The 17,050-nt window shown below is 65.2% G+C and carries 20 protein-coding genes; 14 read left to right on the plus strand and 6 right to left on the minus strand.

The window, feature by feature from the left end:
• Window positions 1–112: 112 nt before the first annotated feature.
• Both xylB and K7711_RS29490 read left to right on the plus strand, forming a co-directional pair.
• On the plus strand, window positions 113–1,579 hold the full coding sequence (gene xylB / locus K7711_RS29485; protein WP_222972713.1) for a xylulokinase: 1,467 nt from the start codon (window positions 113–115) through the stop codon (window positions 1,577–1,579).
• Between the two features lie 127 nt (window positions 1,580–1,706).
• Entirely contained in the window at window positions 1,707–2,927 is a 1,221-nt protein-coding gene (locus K7711_RS29490; protein WP_222972714.1) for an ROK family transcriptional regulator, read from the plus strand.
• A 12-nt stretch (window positions 2,928–2,939) separates the two neighbouring features.
• Here K7711_RS29490 and K7711_RS29495 read toward each other — a convergent pair whose 3' ends face one another.
• A complete protein-coding gene (locus K7711_RS29495) occupies window positions 2,940–3,593 on the minus strand; it encodes a hypothetical protein (RefSeq protein ID WP_222972715.1) in 654 nt (217 codons plus the stop codon).
• Between the two features lie 168 nt (window positions 3,594–3,761).
• Window positions 3,762–4,019: a hypothetical protein gene (locus tag K7711_RS29500; RefSeq protein ID WP_222972716.1), complete on the minus strand. Its 258-nt coding sequence runs from the start codon at window positions 4,017–4,019 to the stop codon at window positions 3,762–3,764.
• A 42-nt stretch (window positions 4,020–4,061) separates the two neighbouring features.
• Between K7711_RS29500 and K7711_RS29505 the strand changes: the two genes are divergently transcribed.
• Together K7711_RS29505 and K7711_RS29510 are read left to right on the plus strand one after the other, a co-directional pair.
• Complete coding sequence (locus K7711_RS29505; RefSeq protein ID WP_222972717.1) at window positions 4,062–4,784, plus strand: TetR/AcrR family transcriptional regulator; 723 nt, start codon at window positions 4,062–4,064, stop codon at window positions 4,782–4,784.
• Window positions 4,724–5,086, plus strand: coding sequence for a DUF1304 domain-containing protein (locus K7711_RS29510; protein ID WP_222972718.1), 363 nt, complete (start codon window positions 4,724–4,726; stop codon window positions 5,084–5,086). The genes K7711_RS29505 and K7711_RS29510 overlap by 61 nt, the downstream gene beginning before the upstream one ends.
• Window positions 5,087–5,096: 10 nt before the next feature.
• Here K7711_RS29510 and K7711_RS29515 read toward each other — a convergent pair whose 3' ends face one another.
• Genes K7711_RS29515 through K7711_RS29530 form a run of 4 tightly spaced genes read right to left on the minus strand, consistent with a single transcriptional unit; the run spans window position 5,097 to window position 8,274 of the window.
• Entirely contained in the window at window positions 5,097–5,651 is a 555-nt protein-coding gene (locus K7711_RS29515; RefSeq protein WP_222972719.1) for a GNAT family N-acetyltransferase, read from the minus strand.
• A gap of 53 nt (window positions 5,652–5,704) precedes the next feature.
• Window positions 5,705–6,466 (minus strand): glucose 1-dehydrogenase, encoded by a 762-nt coding sequence (locus tag K7711_RS29520; protein ID WP_222972720.1) that lies wholly within the window; start codon window positions 6,464–6,466, stop codon window positions 5,705–5,707.
• Window positions 6,467–6,511: 45 nt separating this feature from the next.
• Window positions 6,512–7,693 (minus strand): NADH:flavin oxidoreductase, encoded by a 1,182-nt coding sequence (locus K7711_RS29525; RefSeq protein ID WP_222972721.1) that lies wholly within the window; start codon window positions 7,691–7,693, stop codon window positions 6,512–6,514.
• Window positions 7,690–8,274, minus strand: a complete 585-nt coding sequence (locus K7711_RS29530) for a TetR/AcrR family transcriptional regulator (RefSeq protein ID WP_222972722.1) — start codon at window positions 8,272–8,274, stop codon at window positions 7,690–7,692. The genes K7711_RS29525 and K7711_RS29530 overlap by 4 nt, the downstream gene beginning before the upstream one ends.
• Before the next feature lie 346 nt (window positions 8,275–8,620).
• Here K7711_RS29530 and K7711_RS29535 point away from each other — a divergent pair, with 346 nt between their 5' ends.
• The 10 genes from K7711_RS29535 (at window position 8,621) to K7711_RS29580 (ending at window position 16,522) form a co-directional block, all read left to right on the plus strand.
• Window positions 8,621–9,979: an MFS transporter gene (locus tag K7711_RS29535; RefSeq protein ID WP_222972723.1), complete on the plus strand. Its 1,359-nt coding sequence runs from the start codon at window positions 8,621–8,623 to the stop codon at window positions 9,977–9,979.
• Window positions 9,980–10,078: 99 nt separating this feature from the next.
• Window positions 10,079–10,945, plus strand: coding sequence for an alpha/beta fold hydrolase (locus K7711_RS29540; RefSeq protein ID WP_222972724.1), 867 nt, complete (start codon window positions 10,079–10,081; stop codon window positions 10,943–10,945).
• A gap of 996 nt (window positions 10,946–11,941) precedes the next feature.
• Window positions 11,942–12,838, plus strand: a complete 897-nt coding sequence (locus K7711_RS29545) for a helix-turn-helix domain-containing protein (RefSeq protein WP_308015007.1) — start codon at window positions 11,942–11,944, stop codon at window positions 12,836–12,838.
• Complete coding sequence (locus tag K7711_RS29550; RefSeq protein ID WP_222972725.1) at window positions 12,835–13,041, plus strand: DUF397 domain-containing protein; 207 nt, start codon at window positions 12,835–12,837, stop codon at window positions 13,039–13,041. Before K7711_RS29545 ends, K7711_RS29550 begins: the two co-directional genes overlap by 4 nt.
• Before the next feature lie 114 nt (window positions 13,042–13,155).
• Window positions 13,156–13,293, plus strand: coding sequence for a DUF397 domain-containing protein (locus K7711_RS29555; protein WP_222972726.1), 138 nt, complete (start codon window positions 13,156–13,158; stop codon window positions 13,291–13,293).
• A 395-nt stretch (window positions 13,294–13,688) separates the two neighbouring features.
• Window positions 13,689–14,003, plus strand: coding sequence for a WXG100 family type VII secretion target (locus K7711_RS29560; protein WP_222972727.1), 315 nt, complete (start codon window positions 13,689–13,691; stop codon window positions 14,001–14,003).
• A complete protein-coding gene (locus K7711_RS29565; protein ID WP_222972728.1) occupies window positions 14,004–14,300 on the plus strand; it encodes a WXG100 family type VII secretion target in 297 nt (98 codons plus the stop codon).
• A complete protein-coding gene (locus K7711_RS29570) occupies window positions 14,297–15,607 on the plus strand; it encodes a WXG100-like domain-containing protein (RefSeq protein WP_222972729.1) in 1,311 nt (436 codons plus the stop codon). Before K7711_RS29565 ends, K7711_RS29570 begins: the two co-directional genes overlap by 4 nt.
• Before the next feature lie 16 nt (window positions 15,608–15,623).
• The gene (locus K7711_RS29575; RefSeq protein ID WP_222972730.1) at window positions 15,624–16,100 is read left to right on the plus strand and encodes a DUF7674 family protein; all 477 of its coding nucleotides are present in this window, start codon (window positions 15,624–15,626) and stop codon (window positions 16,098–16,100) included.
• Entirely contained in the window at window positions 16,097–16,522 is a 426-nt protein-coding gene (locus K7711_RS29580; RefSeq protein ID WP_222972731.1) for a YbaB/EbfC family nucleoid-associated protein, read from the plus strand. Before K7711_RS29575 ends, K7711_RS29580 begins: the two co-directional genes overlap by 4 nt.
• The last annotated feature ends 528 nt before the right edge of the window (window positions 16,523–17,050 follow it).

The following is a 17,050-nucleotide window of genomic DNA, read 5'->3' on the forward strand; positions in this document are numbered from 1 at the left end:
TCCGAACTCTGCGCGGGATCGTGAATCCCTATTTGTAAAGTCGAAAAACAAATATAGTGGGCGGTGACCGGGATGGGAAGACCGTCCGCACGAGCACGGCAGGAGCGTGATCATGGCTGTTCAACGCGTCGTCATCGGCGTCGACAGCTCGACGCAGGCGACCAAGGCGCTGGCGGTCGATGTGGACTCGGGCGAGGTACTCGGTCAGGGGCGTGCATCGCATACGGTCAGTACGGGCGAGGCGCGCGAGAGCGATCCGCGGCAGTGGTGGTCGGCGCTGTGCGCGGCCGTCGAGGCAACCGGGTATGCCCCACGGGCCGAGGCGATGTCGATCGGCGGTCAGCAGCACGGCCTGGTGACCTTGGATGCTTCGGGCGAGCCGGTTCGTCCCGCATTACTGTGGAACGACGTGCGCTCCGCACCCCAGGCCGCGGCGCTCGTCGAACGATTCGGCGCGCGGTGGTGGGCCGAACGCGCGGGCTCGGTGCCCAATGCCTCGTTCACCGCCGCCAAGTGGGCCTGGCTCCGCGAGAACGAACCGCGTAATGCCGAAAACGTTGCGGCCGTGCGTCTTCCGCACGACTATCTCACCGAGCGACTGACCGGCGTCGGCGCGACCGATCGGGGTGATGTCTCCGGCACGGCCTGGTGGTCACCCTCGGGATACGACAACGAGGTGCTCGCGGCGATCGGGCTGGACGCCGCGACGCTTCCCGCCCTCGCGCCGCCGGACCGCGCGGTGGGCCTGTCGCGCGCGAACAGTCCTGTACCGCAGGGAATCCCGATCGGGGTGGGCACCGGCGACAATATGGCCGCCGCACTGGGTCTGGGACTCGAGCCGGGCACGCCGGTACTGAGCCTGGGCACGTCCGGCACCGTGTACGCCCGCACCCTCGTCCGCCCCAACGATCCCACCGGCGTGGTCGCCGGATTCGCCGACGCCGGAGGCGACTGGCTGCCGCTGGCGTGCACACTGAACTGCACCCAGGCGATCGACCGCATCGCGACGCTGCTGAGCCTGGACCGGGAGCAGGTGGAACCGGGCGGCAGCGCGGTCGTCCTGCCGTACCTCGACGGCGAGCGCACTCCCCGCCTGCCCTCCGCGAGCGGATTGATCCACGGTCTGCGCCACGACACCACTCCCGGTCAGGTATTGCAGGCCGCCTACGACGGCGCGGTGTATTCCCTGCTCGCAGCACTCGAATCTGTTCTGGCGCCGGGCGACATCTCCGCATCCGCCACATCACCGGACCAGGACGCCCCGCTGCTCCTGATCGGCGGCGGCGCACGCGGAACGGCCTGGCAGCAGACGGTCCTGCACCTGTCCGGCCGCGCGGTTCGCATCCCGCCCGCCGGGGAACTGGTCGCCCTCGGCGCGGCCGCCCAGGCCGCGGCATTGTTGACCGGTGCGGATCCCTATGCGGTCGCGCGCCACTGGGGCACCGCCGAAGGTCCACTGCTGGAACCGATTCCACGAGATGTCGCGGCCTGCGAAAGACTCGCCGAAACCCTCGCGGCCGCCACCCCGCTACTCGACACCACCGCACCACGCCCATCCACGCCGGTGGACGCCGAATGATCGGCCACCCGCACTCACGGATGCACACACCACGCTCGGCCTTCGGCAACGCATCCCCCGGAGCGCACTCGCGGCCCCGCCCGATCGCGGACGCCTCGTGAGCGGCACACGACCGAGGAGGCACGGAGTGAATGCCGTACGGCACAGCAGCACTGCACATTTCGCCGACAGCTCCACTCCTGGCCCGGCTGCCTCACAGCTCGGAATGCGCAGGCACAACCTCGCATTGGTATTGCGGATAGTCGCCACGCACACCGACCTCTCCCGGGCGGACGTAGCAGCCCGCATCGGACTCACCCGTGCGGCGGTCTCGAGCCTGGTCGACGAGCTGATCGCCGCCGAACTCGTCCGCGAGGGCCCCATGGCCTCCTCGGGACGCGCCGGACGCCCCGGGCGCACACTGACGCTCAACGACAGCGGCCCCGCCGGATTCGGCCTGGAGATCGGTGTCGGCCACCTCGGCGCATGCGTCGTCGATCTGGGTGGTGAGGTGCGAGTGTGGCGACGCGTCGAACGCTCGAACGCGCACCGCGATCCCGCCGATGTCCTTGCCGCACTGGCGGATCTGGCCACCGAGGCGCGGACCGAGGCCGAATCGTCGGGACTGCGCCCGCTGTCCCCGATGCTGTCGGCGCCCGGCCTGCCCGGCCCAGGACCCGCAATGCTCACGCACGCACCGAATCTCGGCTGGCACGACGTGCCGATCGCGACGCTCTGGCCCGGCCCCGACACCCCGCACCTGGAGAACGAGGCCAATCTCGGAGCCCTCGCCGAACTGTGGACCGCGCACGCGCCCGCCAATTTCCTGCACGTCTCCGCCGAGGCCGGAATCGGCGCGGCCCTGGTCATCGACGGACGGCTCTACAGCGGATCACGGGGTTTCGCCGGAGAACTCGGCCATATGCCGGTCCATCCGGACGGACCGCGCTGCACCTGCGGCAGCCGCGGCTGCCTGGAGCTGTACGCGAATCAGGAGGCGGTTCTGCACGCGGCCGGTCTGCCCGAACCGACCGCCACCGACCCGGTCACCGTCCTGACCGAACACGCCCGCGCCGGACATCCGGGCGCGCTGGACGCGATCGAACGCGCCGGCGACGCACTGGGTATCGCGCTGGCCGGTGCGATCGGCCTGTTCGACCCCGCCGCGGTGATTCTCGGTGGCGCCTACGCCGAACTCGGCGACTGGCTGCTGCCGCGCATTCGCCGACAGCTCGAAACCCGGCTCACCGTAAGACCTTTCGACGTGCAGACAGTCACCGCATCACCACTGGGCCGACGTGGCCCGATGCTCGGCGCGGCGCTGCATACGGTAAGGGAGGTTCTGCGAAATCCGGCCTCTATCGGCTAGTACCGACACAGGTCATTCCGGCTGCGTCGACAGAGCCGGGCCGAATGTGCGGTGCGCGTTGGCGACCACGGTTCTGCCGAAAGCCAGGTTGCCCGCGGCTCCGACCGCCGCGCCGATTCCGATCGGCAGCGCCTTGCCGAACACGAGCACTCCGCGTCTGAGGATGAATTGGACGATGAACTTCTTCGCCATGGCATTGTCGACATTGCGCACGACCGGGATCTTGTCGGCGACGACATTGGCCCAATCCCTGGCCGACTGACTCGCGTTCTTGCCCAGAATCTCCGTGCCGCTCTCACCGAGCACGACACCGGCGACCAAGGCGCGCTGTTGGTTCGGCGACATCGATTCCATGCCGTGCAGCGCGCCCACCGACGCGGCGTACAGCGCGGAGGCTTCCAGGAAGAAGACGGATTCGATTCCGCTGGCCGCCAATCCGATCAGCGTGCCCACCCCGGGCACGACGGCCGACAGGCCCGCAAGGGTGCCGCTGGCGGTGACGACGATCAGATAGCGCGACTCCAGCCGCTTCTCGATGTCCTCGGGCGAACGCTCCGGATGCCGTTGCCGCATCCGGTCGACATATTTCGCCGCCAACGGCGCCTGCACCCCTGTCCCGCCGCGCAAGAGCAATTCGACAGACTTCTGTATTGCGCGTTCGAACATGACGGCGTTCCTTTCCCTGGCCCGACGCGTTCGTCTCGACACCGCTCGATCTCGCCGAGCATATCGGAGCGCGGTGACACCGGCAGGCATCGCGGAGCGCGGTTGTCGCGCTCACTATCCGAGTGCGGTTGTGGTCACGGATCGCCGGAAGAGTCGATCCGATCGAGATCACATGCTGCCCCGCTTCGAGCCACTCCCCACGCAACGCAACCCGCTCGATCCCGTATTCGTCGCCGCCACAACAACATCCGATCCCACCACAGCCTCCGATGCCGCGCCGACAGGTAGGACATCGATATGCGGCAGATCCACCTCGGGCCCGGCGGCCTCCCGCAGCGCCACCTGCACCGTATCCACGAGCGTCGTCATATCGCAGGCCCGGCGCACCTGCTCATCACTCGACAACAGCGTCGCACCTTCGGGCATCGCGCGTGACGCACCCCACCACCGGTCTCGTAAGGTCCTGACATGGCCGATTCCGCGACAACCCGCCCTCCGGGCCGTCCCGCGCAGATCAGCTGCGAGCAGATCGTCGACGCCGCCCTGTCCGCCGGGAACCTGGACACCCTGACGATGCGCGAACTCGCGAGCCGCCTCGAAGTCACCCACGGCGCGCTGTATCGCTGGGTGAAGAATCGCGATCAGCTGTTCGACCTGGTCAGCGAGGTGCTGATCGATCGCATCCTGCCGCCGGAGGGTCCGCGGGGCGAACAGTGGCGCCCCTGGCTCGCCCGGGTCGCCTGGGCCATGCACGACCAGTTCCTGGCGGTCCCCGGTTACGCGACCCGCATCGCCCGGCCGCACCGGCACACGACCGAATCCTTCGGCCGGATCCGCGCCGCGGTGATCACCGCCTTCACCGAGGCAGGCCTGGCTCCCGAACTGGCCGAGCAGAGCTGGTACATCTTCGTCACCTCGGTGGTGAGCTGGCTTGCGGCCCAGGAGAATCCGCTCGATCTGGGCGAGAACGCCCCCGCTTCGAACTGTTCCTCGACGCTCTGCTGCGCGGCCTGCCCGCCCGCGAACCCGGCGCGGTCCGCGACTGAACGGCGAGCCTTCCCGCACCGCATTCACCGACCCGGCATGCTGTCATCCGAGACGGGTGAACTCTGTGAGAAAGGCATCCCCGCATGCGCATCGTGGCCGAAATCCTGGTCGGACTCCTCGCGGTCCTGCACATCTACATCATGATCATGGAGATGTTCCTGTGGACCACCCCGCGCGTGCGGGCCTCGTTCGGCAGCACCGCCGAATTCGCCGAGCAGACCAAGGTGCTGGCCGCGAATCAGGGCCTCTACAACGGCTTTCTGGCCGCGGGCCTGATCTGGAGTCTGATCGCCGGCGACCCGGTCGGCCATGACGCGGCGATCTTCTTCACCGCCTGCGTCGTGGTCGCGGGACTCTACGGCGGTTTCACCGCCGGGCGGCGCATCCTTCTGGTTCAGGCGCTGCCCGGCGCGATATCCCTGATCGCGGTGTTGCTGGCCGGCTGAGGCCGAACCTTCACTTGGGCTCCGGCAGCGCGAACTGCGCGGGCTCGAAGGTGAAGACGTGATACCGCCGCTCGCCGACGCTGAATCCGGGCACCTCGGTCATCCCGTAATGACGGTGCACGGCAAGCGATTTCCGGTTCGCGTCCTCGACGAAGGCAACGCCCAGATCGAACCGGTCACACAACTGCGCACTGAGTTCCCGCAACAACAGGGTCAGTACGCCGCGCCCCTGGAAGGACGGGTCGACCGCAGCCGGGCCGTAGAGGAAGATCCGCTGGTCACCCACCGCCGCCCGCGCGGCCTCGAGGGTGCGACGCGGCGGGCCGTCGGGCGGATCGACGGTTCCGGAGGTCATCGCGAACCCCGCGAGCCGATCGTCCTGCTCCGCGAGAAATACGCCCGTTCCGGCCTCGAACCGGGCGAGCACCGCCTCGTCCATCGTGCCCTGCACGAAGCCGCGCTCGGCCCGCTCGTCCGGTGAGAGCCCGTCGCCACGCGCGGCTGCCATCAGGCGCAGTATCGCGGCGCGATCGTCCGGTCCCGATCGGCGTATTCGGATCGTCATGCGCCGATCATCGCAGGCCCGCCGGTCCGCGTCGTCGCGCGACCCCCGGGTGATCAGCCGAAGTTCGACCCGGCGGTCATACCGCCGTCGGCGACGAATTCCGACCCGTTGCAGTAGCTGGACTCCGCCGAGGCGAGGAAGACCACGAGACTCGTCACCTCTTCGGGAAGACCCAGGCGCGCAAGCGGATTGGCCGACCTGTCCACCGCGGGTGCGGCACCGGGCTCGGTAACCGGAGCCCCGATCATCGGCGTCATGATGCCGCCCGGATGCACCGAGTTGACCCGCACGCCGTGCGGAGCCAGTTCCAGCGCAGCGGATTTGGTGAGCCCGCGCACCCCGAACTTGGATGCGGTGTACGCGTGCATCCCCGCGACGCCCTGCATCCCCGCGGCGGAGGAAATATTGATCACCGAGGCCGGACGCGAGTCCACCAGCGCGTCCCGGGCCGCGCTCAGACCGAGGAACGGTCCGGTCAGATTCACCGAAAGCACACGCTCCCATTGCTTTTCGGTGTAGACGCCCAACGGGCCGCCGTCCAGCAGACCGGCATTGTTGACCAGGACGTTCAGGCCGCCGAATCGCTCGACCGCGGTCTCGACCGCCGCCGCCCAGTCATCGGCGCGAGTCACGTCGAGATGCACGAAGGCGGCTCGCTCGCCGAGTTCGGCCGCCAGCCGCTCACCGGCATCGTCGGCGATATCGCCCAGCACCACTGCCGCGCCCTCGGCGACGAAGGCACGCGCATGCGATGCGCCCATCCCTCCGGCCGCGCCGGTGATCAGCGCGATACGTCCGGTCAATCGTCCTGCCACAGTTGCTAACTCCTCGTTCGGTCGATCGGGTGAAACCTCGTCGGGTCAGTCCGCGGATGCGGGCTGTTCCAGGCGCAGCACGCAGCGCGTGGTTGTGTAGATCGTGGGCATACATTCGTTGCAGTGGATGCACGCCGATCGGGTCGCGGGATCGGATTGGATGCGGCGCAACAGATCCGGCTCCCGCAGCAGCGCGCGGCCCATGGCCACGAAGTCGAAGCCCTCGGCCCGCGCGAGCTGCATCGTCTCCAGATTCGTGATGCCGCCCAACAGAATCAGCGGCAGCGACAGTTCGCGGCGGAACTGCCGGGCCAGATCCAGCAGGTAGGCGTCGCGATACGGATATTCGCGCAGGAACTTCTTGCCCACCACGCGAAAACCCCATCGCGTCGGCACCGGCAGCGTCTTCGCGAACGCGGCGCGCGGCGCATCGCCGTGGAACAGCAGCATCGGATTGAGCAGGGAACTTCCGGCGGTCAGCTCCAGCGCGTCCAGGCAGCCGTCCTGTTCCAGCCAGGCGGCGACCTGCAGTGACGCGGCCAGGCCGAAACCGCCGCGCACACCGTCCTCCATGTTCAATTTGGCCGTGACCGCCAGTCGCCCGCCCACCGCATCGCGGACCGCGCGAGCGATCTCGCGCGCCAGCCGGGCACGGTTCTCCTCGGATCCGCCGTACCGATCTTTGCGCCGGTTCAGCAGCGGACTCAGGAACGAACTCGCCAGATAGTTGTGCCCGAAGTGGATCTCCACCGCGTCGAATCCGGCCTGCTCGGCGTGACGGGCCGCATCGGCATGTGCCGCAACGAGTTCGGCGATCTCCGACTCGTCGGGAACCTTCATCATCCGCATACCCAGCGGGCTGAACATGCGGCTGGGCGCCAGGGCGGGCACTCGGTTGGACGCGGCGTTCGCGACCGGTCCGGCGTGACCGAGCTGAGCGCTGGCCGCCGCGCCCTCGGCATGCACCGCATCGGTGAGCCTGCGCAGTCCGGGCAGCGCCTCCGGGCGCATCCAGATCTGATGCCGGTCGGTGCGCCCGCCCGGAGCGACGGCGCAGTAGGCGACGGTCGTCATACCGACACCGCCGGAAGCGATTTCGCGGTGGAAGTCGATCAGCTCGTCGGTCACCAGGGCATCCGGGGTGCGGCCCTCGAAGGTCGCGGCCTTGATCACTCTGTTGCGCAACGTGATCGGGCCGAGCTGCGCGGGTGCGAAAATGTCGTTCATCGTTTTTCTCCTGTGGGAGCGGTCAATCCGGCCACCACGAAGTCACGCAGTGTCGCCACCGCATCCGTGGACAGGTCGCAGGCCTGGGATTCGAGATTGCCGAATCGCATGATGATCAGGTCGAAGGCGAGCATCCAGCGGCGGCGGCTCTCGCGTTCGCCCAGTCCGGGCAGCAGCCCGTCCCAGGTGTCGAGCAGGAACCACGGCCGACTGAATCCCATCGGGCGGCGGCCGAGCACGAACTGCGCCATCAACCGCAGGTGCAACCGCCCGACCGGATCGGCGGCCAGTTCCACGAACGGCTCGATCACCGCGTCCACGACCTCGGCCACCCCGGCTCGCCGCGCGGCCAACTCGGTGAGCCGGGCATCCCACAGCGCACCGAGCCGATCCTCGATCAGCGCCGCGACGAGCGCCTCCTTGGAGCCGAAATGGTAATGCACCGCAGCGGAATTCGCGCCCGCCGCCGCGCAGATGCCACGCACGGACACCTCGTCGTACCGCCCGGTCAGCAGTAGCTGTTCCGCGGCGGTGAGCAGCCGCTCACGAGTACCCGTCGAGTTCTCGACCTGCTCAGCCATGTCACCGAGTCAAACACATTTCAAACGATGATTCAATCACTGATTGACTCGCTCGCTTGAAGAGACTCGACGAACTGACGGCGGATGATTGTTGGACAAACCTTGACAGAGCGGCGCAGCTCGCCGACTTCACCGCCGACCTCGCGGGCCAACTACCGCCGAAAGTCTTGTGATCGCGACCAATGAATGTTAACTTCGAAGACCAGATTGTTAGACAATAGTTGAGTAGATCGCGTGGGATGTCGACCAGGACAGCCCGGGGCGTTGCCGTCACGGCGAAGTACTCGAACGCCAGACAGGTGGCTGCGGGATCCGTTGTGCCCGTGGGTAGGTCAAGGAGACGAAGATGTCGACTATCCAGGGCGATCCGACGCCGGACGCACTCGACTCCCGGCGGACACGCAACGCGGTCTTCGGTGCGGCGTTCGGGTTCTTCGTCGACATGTACGACGTGTACCTGCCGACCGTGACGCTGGTGCCCGCGATGATCTACTTCATCCCCGCCGACATGCCGCCGAACACGAAGGCGGTCACCTCGGCACTGGTCTTCGTCGCGACCCTGCTCGGACGGCCGGTGGGTTCGATGATCTTCGGCTACTTCGCCGATACGGTCGGCCGGCGGCGAGTGACGCTCTGGGCGGTGGCCGGATGCACGGTGACGACCGCTCTGATCGCCGTCCTGCCCGGTTACGCCGATATCGGCATCGCCAGCACGGCCCTGCTGATCGTGCTGCGATTCGTCGACGGGGTGTTCATGGGCGGCGGGTACACCGGATCGACGCCGCTGGCCATGGAGGCATCACCGAAGGGGCGGCGCGGCTGGTACGGCGGCTTCATCGGCGGCGGCTCCGCCCTGGCCAACTGCGTGATCGCGGTGGCGACCCTGGTGGTGCTGCAATTCGCCCACGAGGGTGGTCCGCATGCGGCATATACGGTGTGGGGCTGGCGAATTCCGTTCGCGTTCGGCGCGGTGCTGTCGATCATCTTCCTCGTCTACTACGCCCGGTCCGTGGACGAGTCCGCGGCCTGGAAGTCGACCCGGAAAGCGAAGAATCCGATCCGCGAGATCGTGCTGGGGTCGCAGCGTCGTGACTTCCTGCAGATATTCGTGCTGATGACCGGAGTGTGGTTCGCGTCGAGTATGGCCTCGGGAATTCTGCCCACCGCGCTGCACGAGGACAGTCACCTGACCGCGACGCAGGTCACCGGCGTGCTGGTCATCGCGCAGGGGATCCACGCACTGTTCTTTCCGTTCCTGGGACAGCTCAGCGAACGGATCGGCCGACGACGTTTCATCGCCTGGAACGGTGTGGCTGTCGCCGTGATCTGCGCGGGCAGCTTCGCGCTGCTGGCTCTCGGCTGGTCGAGCGGATTCTTCACACTCGTGGTGGTCGCGCTGGTCATCCGGATGACCGGTGGAAGCGTCTTCGCGGTGACGCCGTCCTATCTGTGCGAGCGTTTCCCGGTCGCGGCACGCGGCACCGGCTTCGGACTCGGTTACAGCACACCGCTTCTGGTCACCTCGTTCTACGCCTACTACCAGAATTGGCTGGGACACCTGATACCGCGCGATTTCACCCCGGCCGTGCTGCTCGTGCTCGGCGGCGTGCTGATCACCGGCGGCGCGCTGCTCGGTCCCGAGACGCGCCATGCCGATCTGTCCGACGACTCCGCGCGGATCGAGGGAAATATCGCGGTCGGATGAGTCTCGGTAAGCGGTACCGCGACTACCCCCGCGCTTCGTCCATGCCCTAACGTCCGCAGAGATCGCACTCGACCGGTGAGAAAGGGCGGACCCTCCGCGATGGCCGACTTGACATACGAGAACACGTTGCGGGAGTTGCACACCGACGAAGGAGTGTTGCGGTATCACGAGGCCGGCGACGGCCCGCCCCTGCTGATGCTGCACGGTTCCGGGCCCGGTGTCTCCGGGTGGCGCAACTACCGTGGCAACCTCGCGGTCTTCGCCGAGCATTTCCGTTGTCTGGTACTGGAATTCCCGGGATTCGGGGTGAGCGATCCGACCGATCAGCACCCGATGATGGCCGCGCCCGCGGCGGTGGTGCGCTTCCTGGCCGGGCTGGGCCTGGAGCAGGTCGACGTGATCGGCAACTCGATGGGCGGCATCGTCGCCGCGAATCTCGCTATCGCACAACCGAATCTGTTCCGCCGCATCGTCACCATCGGCGGCGTCGGGCGCAACATCCTGAGCCCCGGCCCCGGCGAGGGCATCAACCTGCTGATGGACTTCACCGACAACCCCACCCGCGAATCCCTGATCAGCTGGCTGCACTCGATGGTCTACGACCGCAGCATCGTCACCGAGGAGATGATCGAGGAACGCTGGGCCCTGGCCACCGAACCCAAAACCCTCGAGTCCGCGCGACGCATGTACAGCCGCAAGGCGATGACCGCCACCGCCGCAGCAGCCGCCTCCTCCGACCAGCCGCCCTACTGGGCGATGCTGCACAAGATCACCGCCCCCACCCTCATCACCTGGGGCCGAGACGACCGAGTGAGCCCCGTCGACATGGCCCTACTCCCCCTGCGCACCCTCCCCCGCGGCGAGATCCACATCTTCCCGAACTGCGGGCACTGGGTGATGATCGAACAGAAAGCAGCCTGGGAAAGCGTGGTCCTCGCCTTCCTCACGCGCCCCGACAGCGAGTGAATCAATCGGCTGATTCAAACGGGAGGGCCGGATCACCGGCCCTCCCGTCGCATGCTCGTCCCCGAAAAGCCGCTCTTTGAATCACCTTTCACCGCAACACATTCGCCGGATCAGCGTTCGTCCGAGGACCGTTCGATCGAGGGGCGTTCGCCCGACGCCCGATACCTCCGGACGCAGTCGAAGCTGCAGAACACGCGATCGTCGCACCGGTAGATCACCCGGTTCGACCGGCCACACCAGTCGCACCACAGATCGTCCACACAGCTCATCGAGCCGCCCCCGCATCCCCCGCCTTCATATGCCGAAGTGCGGTTGATCCGCGGGCACGAGCCGCCGAGCCTGCACGAGCCGAGCCTTCGCCTGCCGCTTGACCGCACAGACGGTCACCGGACAGTCGATTTGCCACTGCATGATCCAATGCGCAAGCTCGGTCGACATCACCGCCAACGGCGAATGATCCGTCGGCGGAAGCATCTCGGCCACACCCCATCACCCCGCCGCCGTCTCGGTGGAAGCCCACGCGCACAACGCATCCCGGACACGACAGATCAGATCCGGTGTCGGATCGTCCACCTCCATCAGAACACGCACATTCGAACAGTTCACCGGCAATGCCCGGTGGGCGCCGGGTGATCGCCGAGGCAATGCACGGTCCGGCCGCGATTTCGACATGGCTCCGCCCCTTCACTTTTCATGGTGTCGATTTGGGTTCCCGGACGACGAAACACTTCGCTCACCGACCTGCGAACCGAATGTCGCATGCTCGGGTACGCTGTGGACCGAGCCGCACCCGAGGGCCAATTCGGTTGAGTGGCTTCTCGATCCATTTTCCCTGTCGCCGGGGTGTCTCCAGGAGACCATTGGACAAACCGAGATCTCAAGCGCACCATGCAAATGCATCGCAGGTTTTCCGAAACCCCAGAGCGGTTCGCAGCGTTCCACCCGATTCTTCGCACCGTGCAAACCGCCATCGCTCACCATGCAAACGGAGGGACCGTGACGACGAACGACAGCAGCGATGACAACTCGACCACATTGCCGCGACGGCAGCTGGGCCAATACCTCAAAGAGAACCGGTTGGGAGCCGGTCTGAAACTCGAAGAGGTTGCACCACTGATGCAATGGTCCGCGTCCAAACTGTCACGTATCGAAGCGGGCAAGTCCCCCAACGTGCGAGTTGTCGATGTCGAAGCGCTGTGCAGGATTTACGACATCGAGGACGAGGAGGTGGTGGCCGGACTCATCGGTCTGGCGAAACAGAGCGCCGGAAAGAGTTGGTGGCAGGCGTATGACGACATCATCAGCGGCAATTTCGATCTCTACGTAGGGATGGAATCCAGCGCCAAACACATCCAGATCTTTCGGCCCGACATGCCAAGCGGACTGTTCCAAACAGCTGGATACGCCCACGGTGTCGACCGTGTCTACTTCCCATCCATCACAGAGGAGGAGCTGGCTCGCCGGATCGAACTGAAGACCAAACGGCAAGCATTGATTACGCGCAAGACCAATCCGGTCACAATCGAACTGATAATCCAGGAAGGCGCGTTGCGCACCGTCGTCAGCGGACCCGATGTAATGCGCGATGAACTTCTACACCTGGCGAACATGCCGATCAACGTGACCGTGAGGGTCCTACCGTTCGAGGTAGGGTTTCCCGCTGGTCTCCCTACCGGTCCATTCACCATTCTGGACTTCGGCCAGGACGCAAAGGGGCGTGACGTGTCACCCACTGTGGTCTACATCGAGTCCTACGCTGGTGACATGTACTTGGAGCGCGCCAAGGATGTGGGAAGGTATCGTCAGGCGTACAGCGTCATCCAGCAATCGTCGCTTGACGTTGCATCCAGCAAACGCCTGTTGAGGCAGGTAGCGAAGGAGTTTCGAGCGTGAACGTCGATCTGTCGAGCGCCAAATGGTTCAAGTCCAGCCGCAGTGGCGGCGGCAAGGACTGCATTGAGGCGGCCTTCCTCGATGGTGGTCTGGTGGGTGTGCGCGACTCCAAGAACCCGACAGGCCCCGCACTGGTCTTCACCCCAAGCGAGTGGGACTCCTTCACCACAAGCATCCAGGGCGGCGGGTTCGACCAGTCCTGAACAGCGAATAGACCGCAACGGCCCGGTTCCGCCATCTCGGAACCGGGCCGTTGCCATATCTACACCAGGGTCGTATCTTCAGGTACACCAACAGGTTCCAGCCAAGGGGGCACGATGAACCTCAGCGACGCACCATGGTTCAAGAGCAACTACAGCGTGGGCGGCGAGGACTGCGCCGATGTTGCTTTCCACGGGAAAGGCGCAGTCGGCCTGCGTGATTCCAAGAATTGGACGCCGTCACCACCGGACTGAACAGTGAAATGTTCGAACGTCCCGAAACAGACATCTCGTCGAAAACGGTTCGTAGAAAAACGAGTAATGCCACTACGAGTCCCATGAAACCGAATGTTCACCGGTGACCGGACACGCCATCCATATTTGGGACATCTGTCGACCACACGCGTTCGCTTGTTCTACGGTGGTACTCGCCGATCCTCGGATCGGTCACAATCACAACCCCCGTTGAATTGCCGACGCGGTCAGTCGGATTGAAACCAGTCCAACTGCTATCCGATAGCTATGGCACTAGCTCGAGCTCGATCCGACCAAACACTGCGCGAATGTGTTCAGAGGGGAACAGCGGGGAACTCTCAACTGGGCAGCGGATATTCGCACCGACACGGCAGTACCGGTGCAGGGGAGGAACTATGGCAGACCGGGTAGGTGTCCAGCCCGCCGACGTGCACGCCGCAGCGGATTGGCTCACGTCGTCGGCGCGTGAATTCAGCGATGATCTCACCCAGCTGATGCGTCAGGTGCACGGGTTCATCGGTAGTGAGTGGACAGGACCAGCGGCTGGATCTCACCATGACGCGTGGTCGGATTGGGCGCGGGGCGCACGCGAAGTGATCGCAGCCCTGGAACGTGAAGCGGGGGCGCTGCATTCGGCCGCGAACGGATTCACCACACTCGATCGACACCGAGCCGACGCGATCAGAACGATCGATCCGGAGGTGACGTAGTTGGATACGAACGGCGGCTACCGGATCGACCTCGTAGGCATGCAGACGTTGATCGACAAAGCCAACGCCCTCGAGCAGCAGATGGAAGATCGCCTACGGGCGATCGAGAAGCGCGTCACCGAACTCCATGTCGACTGGATCGGCCAAGCGGCCCAAGCACATTCGGACGCACATACCCAATGGCAGACCGGCGCAGGCGAAATGCACGACGCGCTCACTACGCTGCGCGAGGCACTGGACCGAGCGCGGACGATCTACGAAGAGGTCGGCCACGTCAATCACGGTATGTGGCCATGACTTCACCGACCTTTCCGACCATCGCCTGCCGTGCAGATGACTACACATCCGCGAGTGAGAGCTTCGGCGGGTGCAGCTCCACCACCACTGAAATCCACGTCGATCTGCTCAGAACCCTGGCGGGATACGGCGGAATGGCGGGCAGCGACAGTGTCGGCACCACGTGGGCCGCGTCCTACGACGCCGCTGCCGGATCCGCGCTGCAGGCGTCCTCCCACTTGGTGTCCACATGTGTGCGGGTCGAAAACCTACTCGCCGCGGGCGTCTACAACCACGCATCCGGCGACGCCGATGCCCATATCAATGGCGGTAACTCACCCGCACCACCGACCGCCGCAGTCGATCCGTGCCTCGCCATCATGGTCCCCTCGGCCGCAGGTGGAGGTGGTGCGGATCCGTCCGGGTGGCCGGTGATCAAGCAAGTGTCCGGGCTGCTCTGGCCGAACGGACACCAAGACCGGCTACGAGCTGCCAAGGAAGTCTGGTACGCCGCAGCAGCCGACCTCGGCCAAGCGATGGACACGATTCCGATCGCGGTCGGGCTGCTGGAAAACCAGATGTCGCCGGAGATTCCCGCCGCTGTGGCGAAGTCCAGCGAGGTGCTCGGCAACTTTCAGGATCTCCAAAAAGCGTTCTACGACTTGGGTGATGCCTGCGCCACCTACGCACAGGCCCTCGATGACGCACACCACGCGATCCTCGAAGAACTGCGCAAAATGGCCGAGGAAACGGCCGCGTGGGAAGTGGGCATGGCCGTGCTCATCCCGCTCACCGACGGACTGTCCGAGCTCGGCAACGGCCTCGCCGCCGAACGGGTCACGGTCTATGCCACACGTATCGGTCGCGTCATCGCCGAGCTGGCCGGGAAGGTCGCCGGGCTCGCCGGTCGCGTCACCGAGGGAGTCACCACCAAACTCACCGCACTGTGGAAGAAGCTCGCCGAGTGGTTGGAGAAGGCCGCCACGAAATTCCGCGGATCGGACGATCCACCTCCCGCCGGTGTCACGCCGAAACCGCCCGCGGTCAAACCGGCCGTCAGCGACCCGAAACTGAACAACATCATCGACGATATGTACAAGGGCGTGAACAACGCCAACCGAACCGGCGACGGAACCACTGCGGATGCGGTGCGGAACGAGCTGAAATCCCTCGAACCGACCGAGGGCAAATGGCACTTGACCAAGGCTGTGGATTATCAGCGTGGACTGGTCAAATGGTTGAACGACAGGAACAACACCAATCCCGCAGACCGGGCCGTCGCCATCCGGGAACTGCGGAACCTGATGGACGCACTGGCCGGACGATAAAAGGACTGGGTGAACCATGAGCGAAGACAGCGACAACGAAATCCTGGAGATGCTGCACACCTGGACACGCAGCCTCACCCCGGAATTGGCGGCATTCATCGAAGGACTCGGCACACTGGAACCCGATATTCGCCCGCTGATCGCCGAGCACATCCATGACTACGACGAGATGCTGCCCAGTCTGCTCATGGCCGATATCGCTCGATGGACCAGCCGCACCGCACACGAGAGCGTTGATCCCGCCGCACGACTGGGCCCTCTGCTCACACGGCTGGAACAAGCCTGGGGCGACGGACAGAATGCGGTCTCGGATCTGATCGCCACCTCGTTCGTGGAAAATGTCTACGACCAGCCGCAGGTCGTCCGATTACTCGGTCCGAAGCTGACACGCTACTACCGCATCTATACCGGTCAGGCCCATGCGGTTGCGAGCGAAAAACGACCAATTCCAAAGGTTGTCAAGCAGATCGCCCGAAAACTGAGGCGGTCATGAGCTACCTGGACGATTGGGAGGAACACCTCGAACGCAATATCGCCGAGATCCGCAGCAACGGACGGCAATTGAGCAAGGCTGCGTCAGCTGTCCGAGGTCGCAGCGAAACGCGCGGCGTGACAGTCGAAGTCGACGCCAGCGGCAACATAACGAACCTGCAGATCGCACCCGGCGCGATGCGCTGGACCAACACGCAGCTGACCAACACGCTGCTGGACTGCCATCGCAGAGCCCGAACCGAAGCACGGACAAAGGTCGAACGACTCGTGCGCAACGCAGACCCACGAATCCGACAGCAGGCCAACCGATTACGGAGCAGTCGCACCGATCCGGAGCCGTCACGGCCGATGACCGAGGAGGAGATCCAGGCAGCCGACGATGCCTACTTCGAACACATGAACCGTAGGGGCTGGCGTCCGTAACGACATCACCCCCGGTGACGAATCCAAGTGGATCAGACTGCGCGACAACGGAAACAGCACCACAGTCGCGGTAAAACAGATCACCAGCGACGCCATCGACGGCACCCACGAGGTGGAGGTGAGCGTCGACGACTTCGCCACCACCAACGAACTTCTCGAACTGACGGGCTTCGAGGCGAAGTCCTACATGAAACCCAGCGGATCAGCTTCACTCTCGACGGCGCACAACTCGAAATCGACACCTGGCCGCACATCCCGCCCTACCTCGAGATCGAAGCCGCCACAAAGCAAGACGTGCTCCGAGTCGCCGCCCAACTCGGCTACACCGAATCCGACCTCACTGGCGAGAACACGATCAAGATCTACGCCCGCCACGGCATCGACCTCAACACCGTTCGCGAGCTTCGTTTCTGAGTAATTCTCTGCCCGCCGCTCCGAGCGATACTCGCCGATCTGCGGACAGTGCTGGCCGAACCCGGTGTGTCAGAGGATGAATCGACCACGGAGCTGTACACGGATGCTGTCGTG

This window comes from Nocardia coffeae (assembly GCF_019890715.1).
Lineage (GTDB): Bacteria > Actinomycetota > Actinomycetes > Mycobacteriales > Mycobacteriaceae > Nocardia > Nocardia jiangxiensis.

Bases quoted from the DNA above. Each gene is read 5' to 3' on its own strand.
- xylB (WP_222972713.1), top strand. From the start codon at position 113: ATGGCTGTTCAACGCGTCGTCATCGGCGTCGACAGCTCGACGCAGGCG.
- K7711_RS29495 (WP_222972715.1), bottom strand. From the start codon at position 3,593: ATGTTCGAACGCGCAATACAGAAGTCTGTCGAATTGCTCTTGCGCGGC.
- K7711_RS29500 (WP_222972716.1), bottom strand. From the start codon at position 4,019: ATGCCCGAAGGTGCGACGCTGTTGTCGAGTGATGAGCAGGTGCGCCGG.
- K7711_RS29505 (WP_222972717.1), top strand. From the start codon at position 4,062: ATGGCCGATTCCGCGACAACCCGCCCTCCGGGCCGTCCCGCGCAGATC.
- K7711_RS29510 (WP_222972718.1), top strand. From the start codon at position 4,724: ATGCGCATCGTGGCCGAAATCCTGGTCGGACTCCTCGCGGTCCTGCAC.
- K7711_RS29515 (WP_222972719.1), bottom strand. From the start codon at position 5,651: ATGACGATCCGAATACGCCGATCGGGACCGGACGATCGCGCCGCGATA.
- K7711_RS29525 (WP_222972721.1), bottom strand. From the start codon at position 7,693: ATGAACGACATTTTCGCACCCGCGCAGCTCGGCCCGATCACGTTGCGC.
- K7711_RS29530 (WP_222972722.1), bottom strand. From the start codon at position 8,274: ATGGCTGAGCAGGTCGAGAACTCGACGGGTACTCGTGAGCGGCTGCTC.
- K7711_RS29535 (WP_222972723.1), top strand. From the start codon at position 8,621: ATGTCGACTATCCAGGGCGATCCGACGCCGGACGCACTCGACTCCCGG.
- K7711_RS29540 (WP_222972724.1), top strand. From the start codon at position 10,079: ATGGCCGACTTGACATACGAGAACACGTTGCGGGAGTTGCACACCGAC.
- K7711_RS29555 (WP_222972726.1), top strand. From the start codon at position 13,156: ATGAACCTCAGCGACGCACCATGGTTCAAGAGCAACTACAGCGTGGGC.
- K7711_RS29560 (WP_222972727.1), top strand. From the start codon at position 13,689: ATGGCAGACCGGGTAGGTGTCCAGCCCGCCGACGTGCACGCCGCAGCG.
- K7711_RS29570 (WP_222972729.1), top strand. From the start codon at position 14,297: ATGACTTCACCGACCTTTCCGACCATCGCCTGCCGTGCAGATGACTAC.
- K7711_RS29575 (WP_222972730.1), top strand. From the start codon at position 15,624: ATGAGCGAAGACAGCGACAACGAAATCCTGGAGATGCTGCACACCTGG.
- K7711_RS29580 (WP_222972731.1), top strand. From the start codon at position 16,097: ATGAGCTACCTGGACGATTGGGAGGAACACCTCGAACGCAATATCGCC.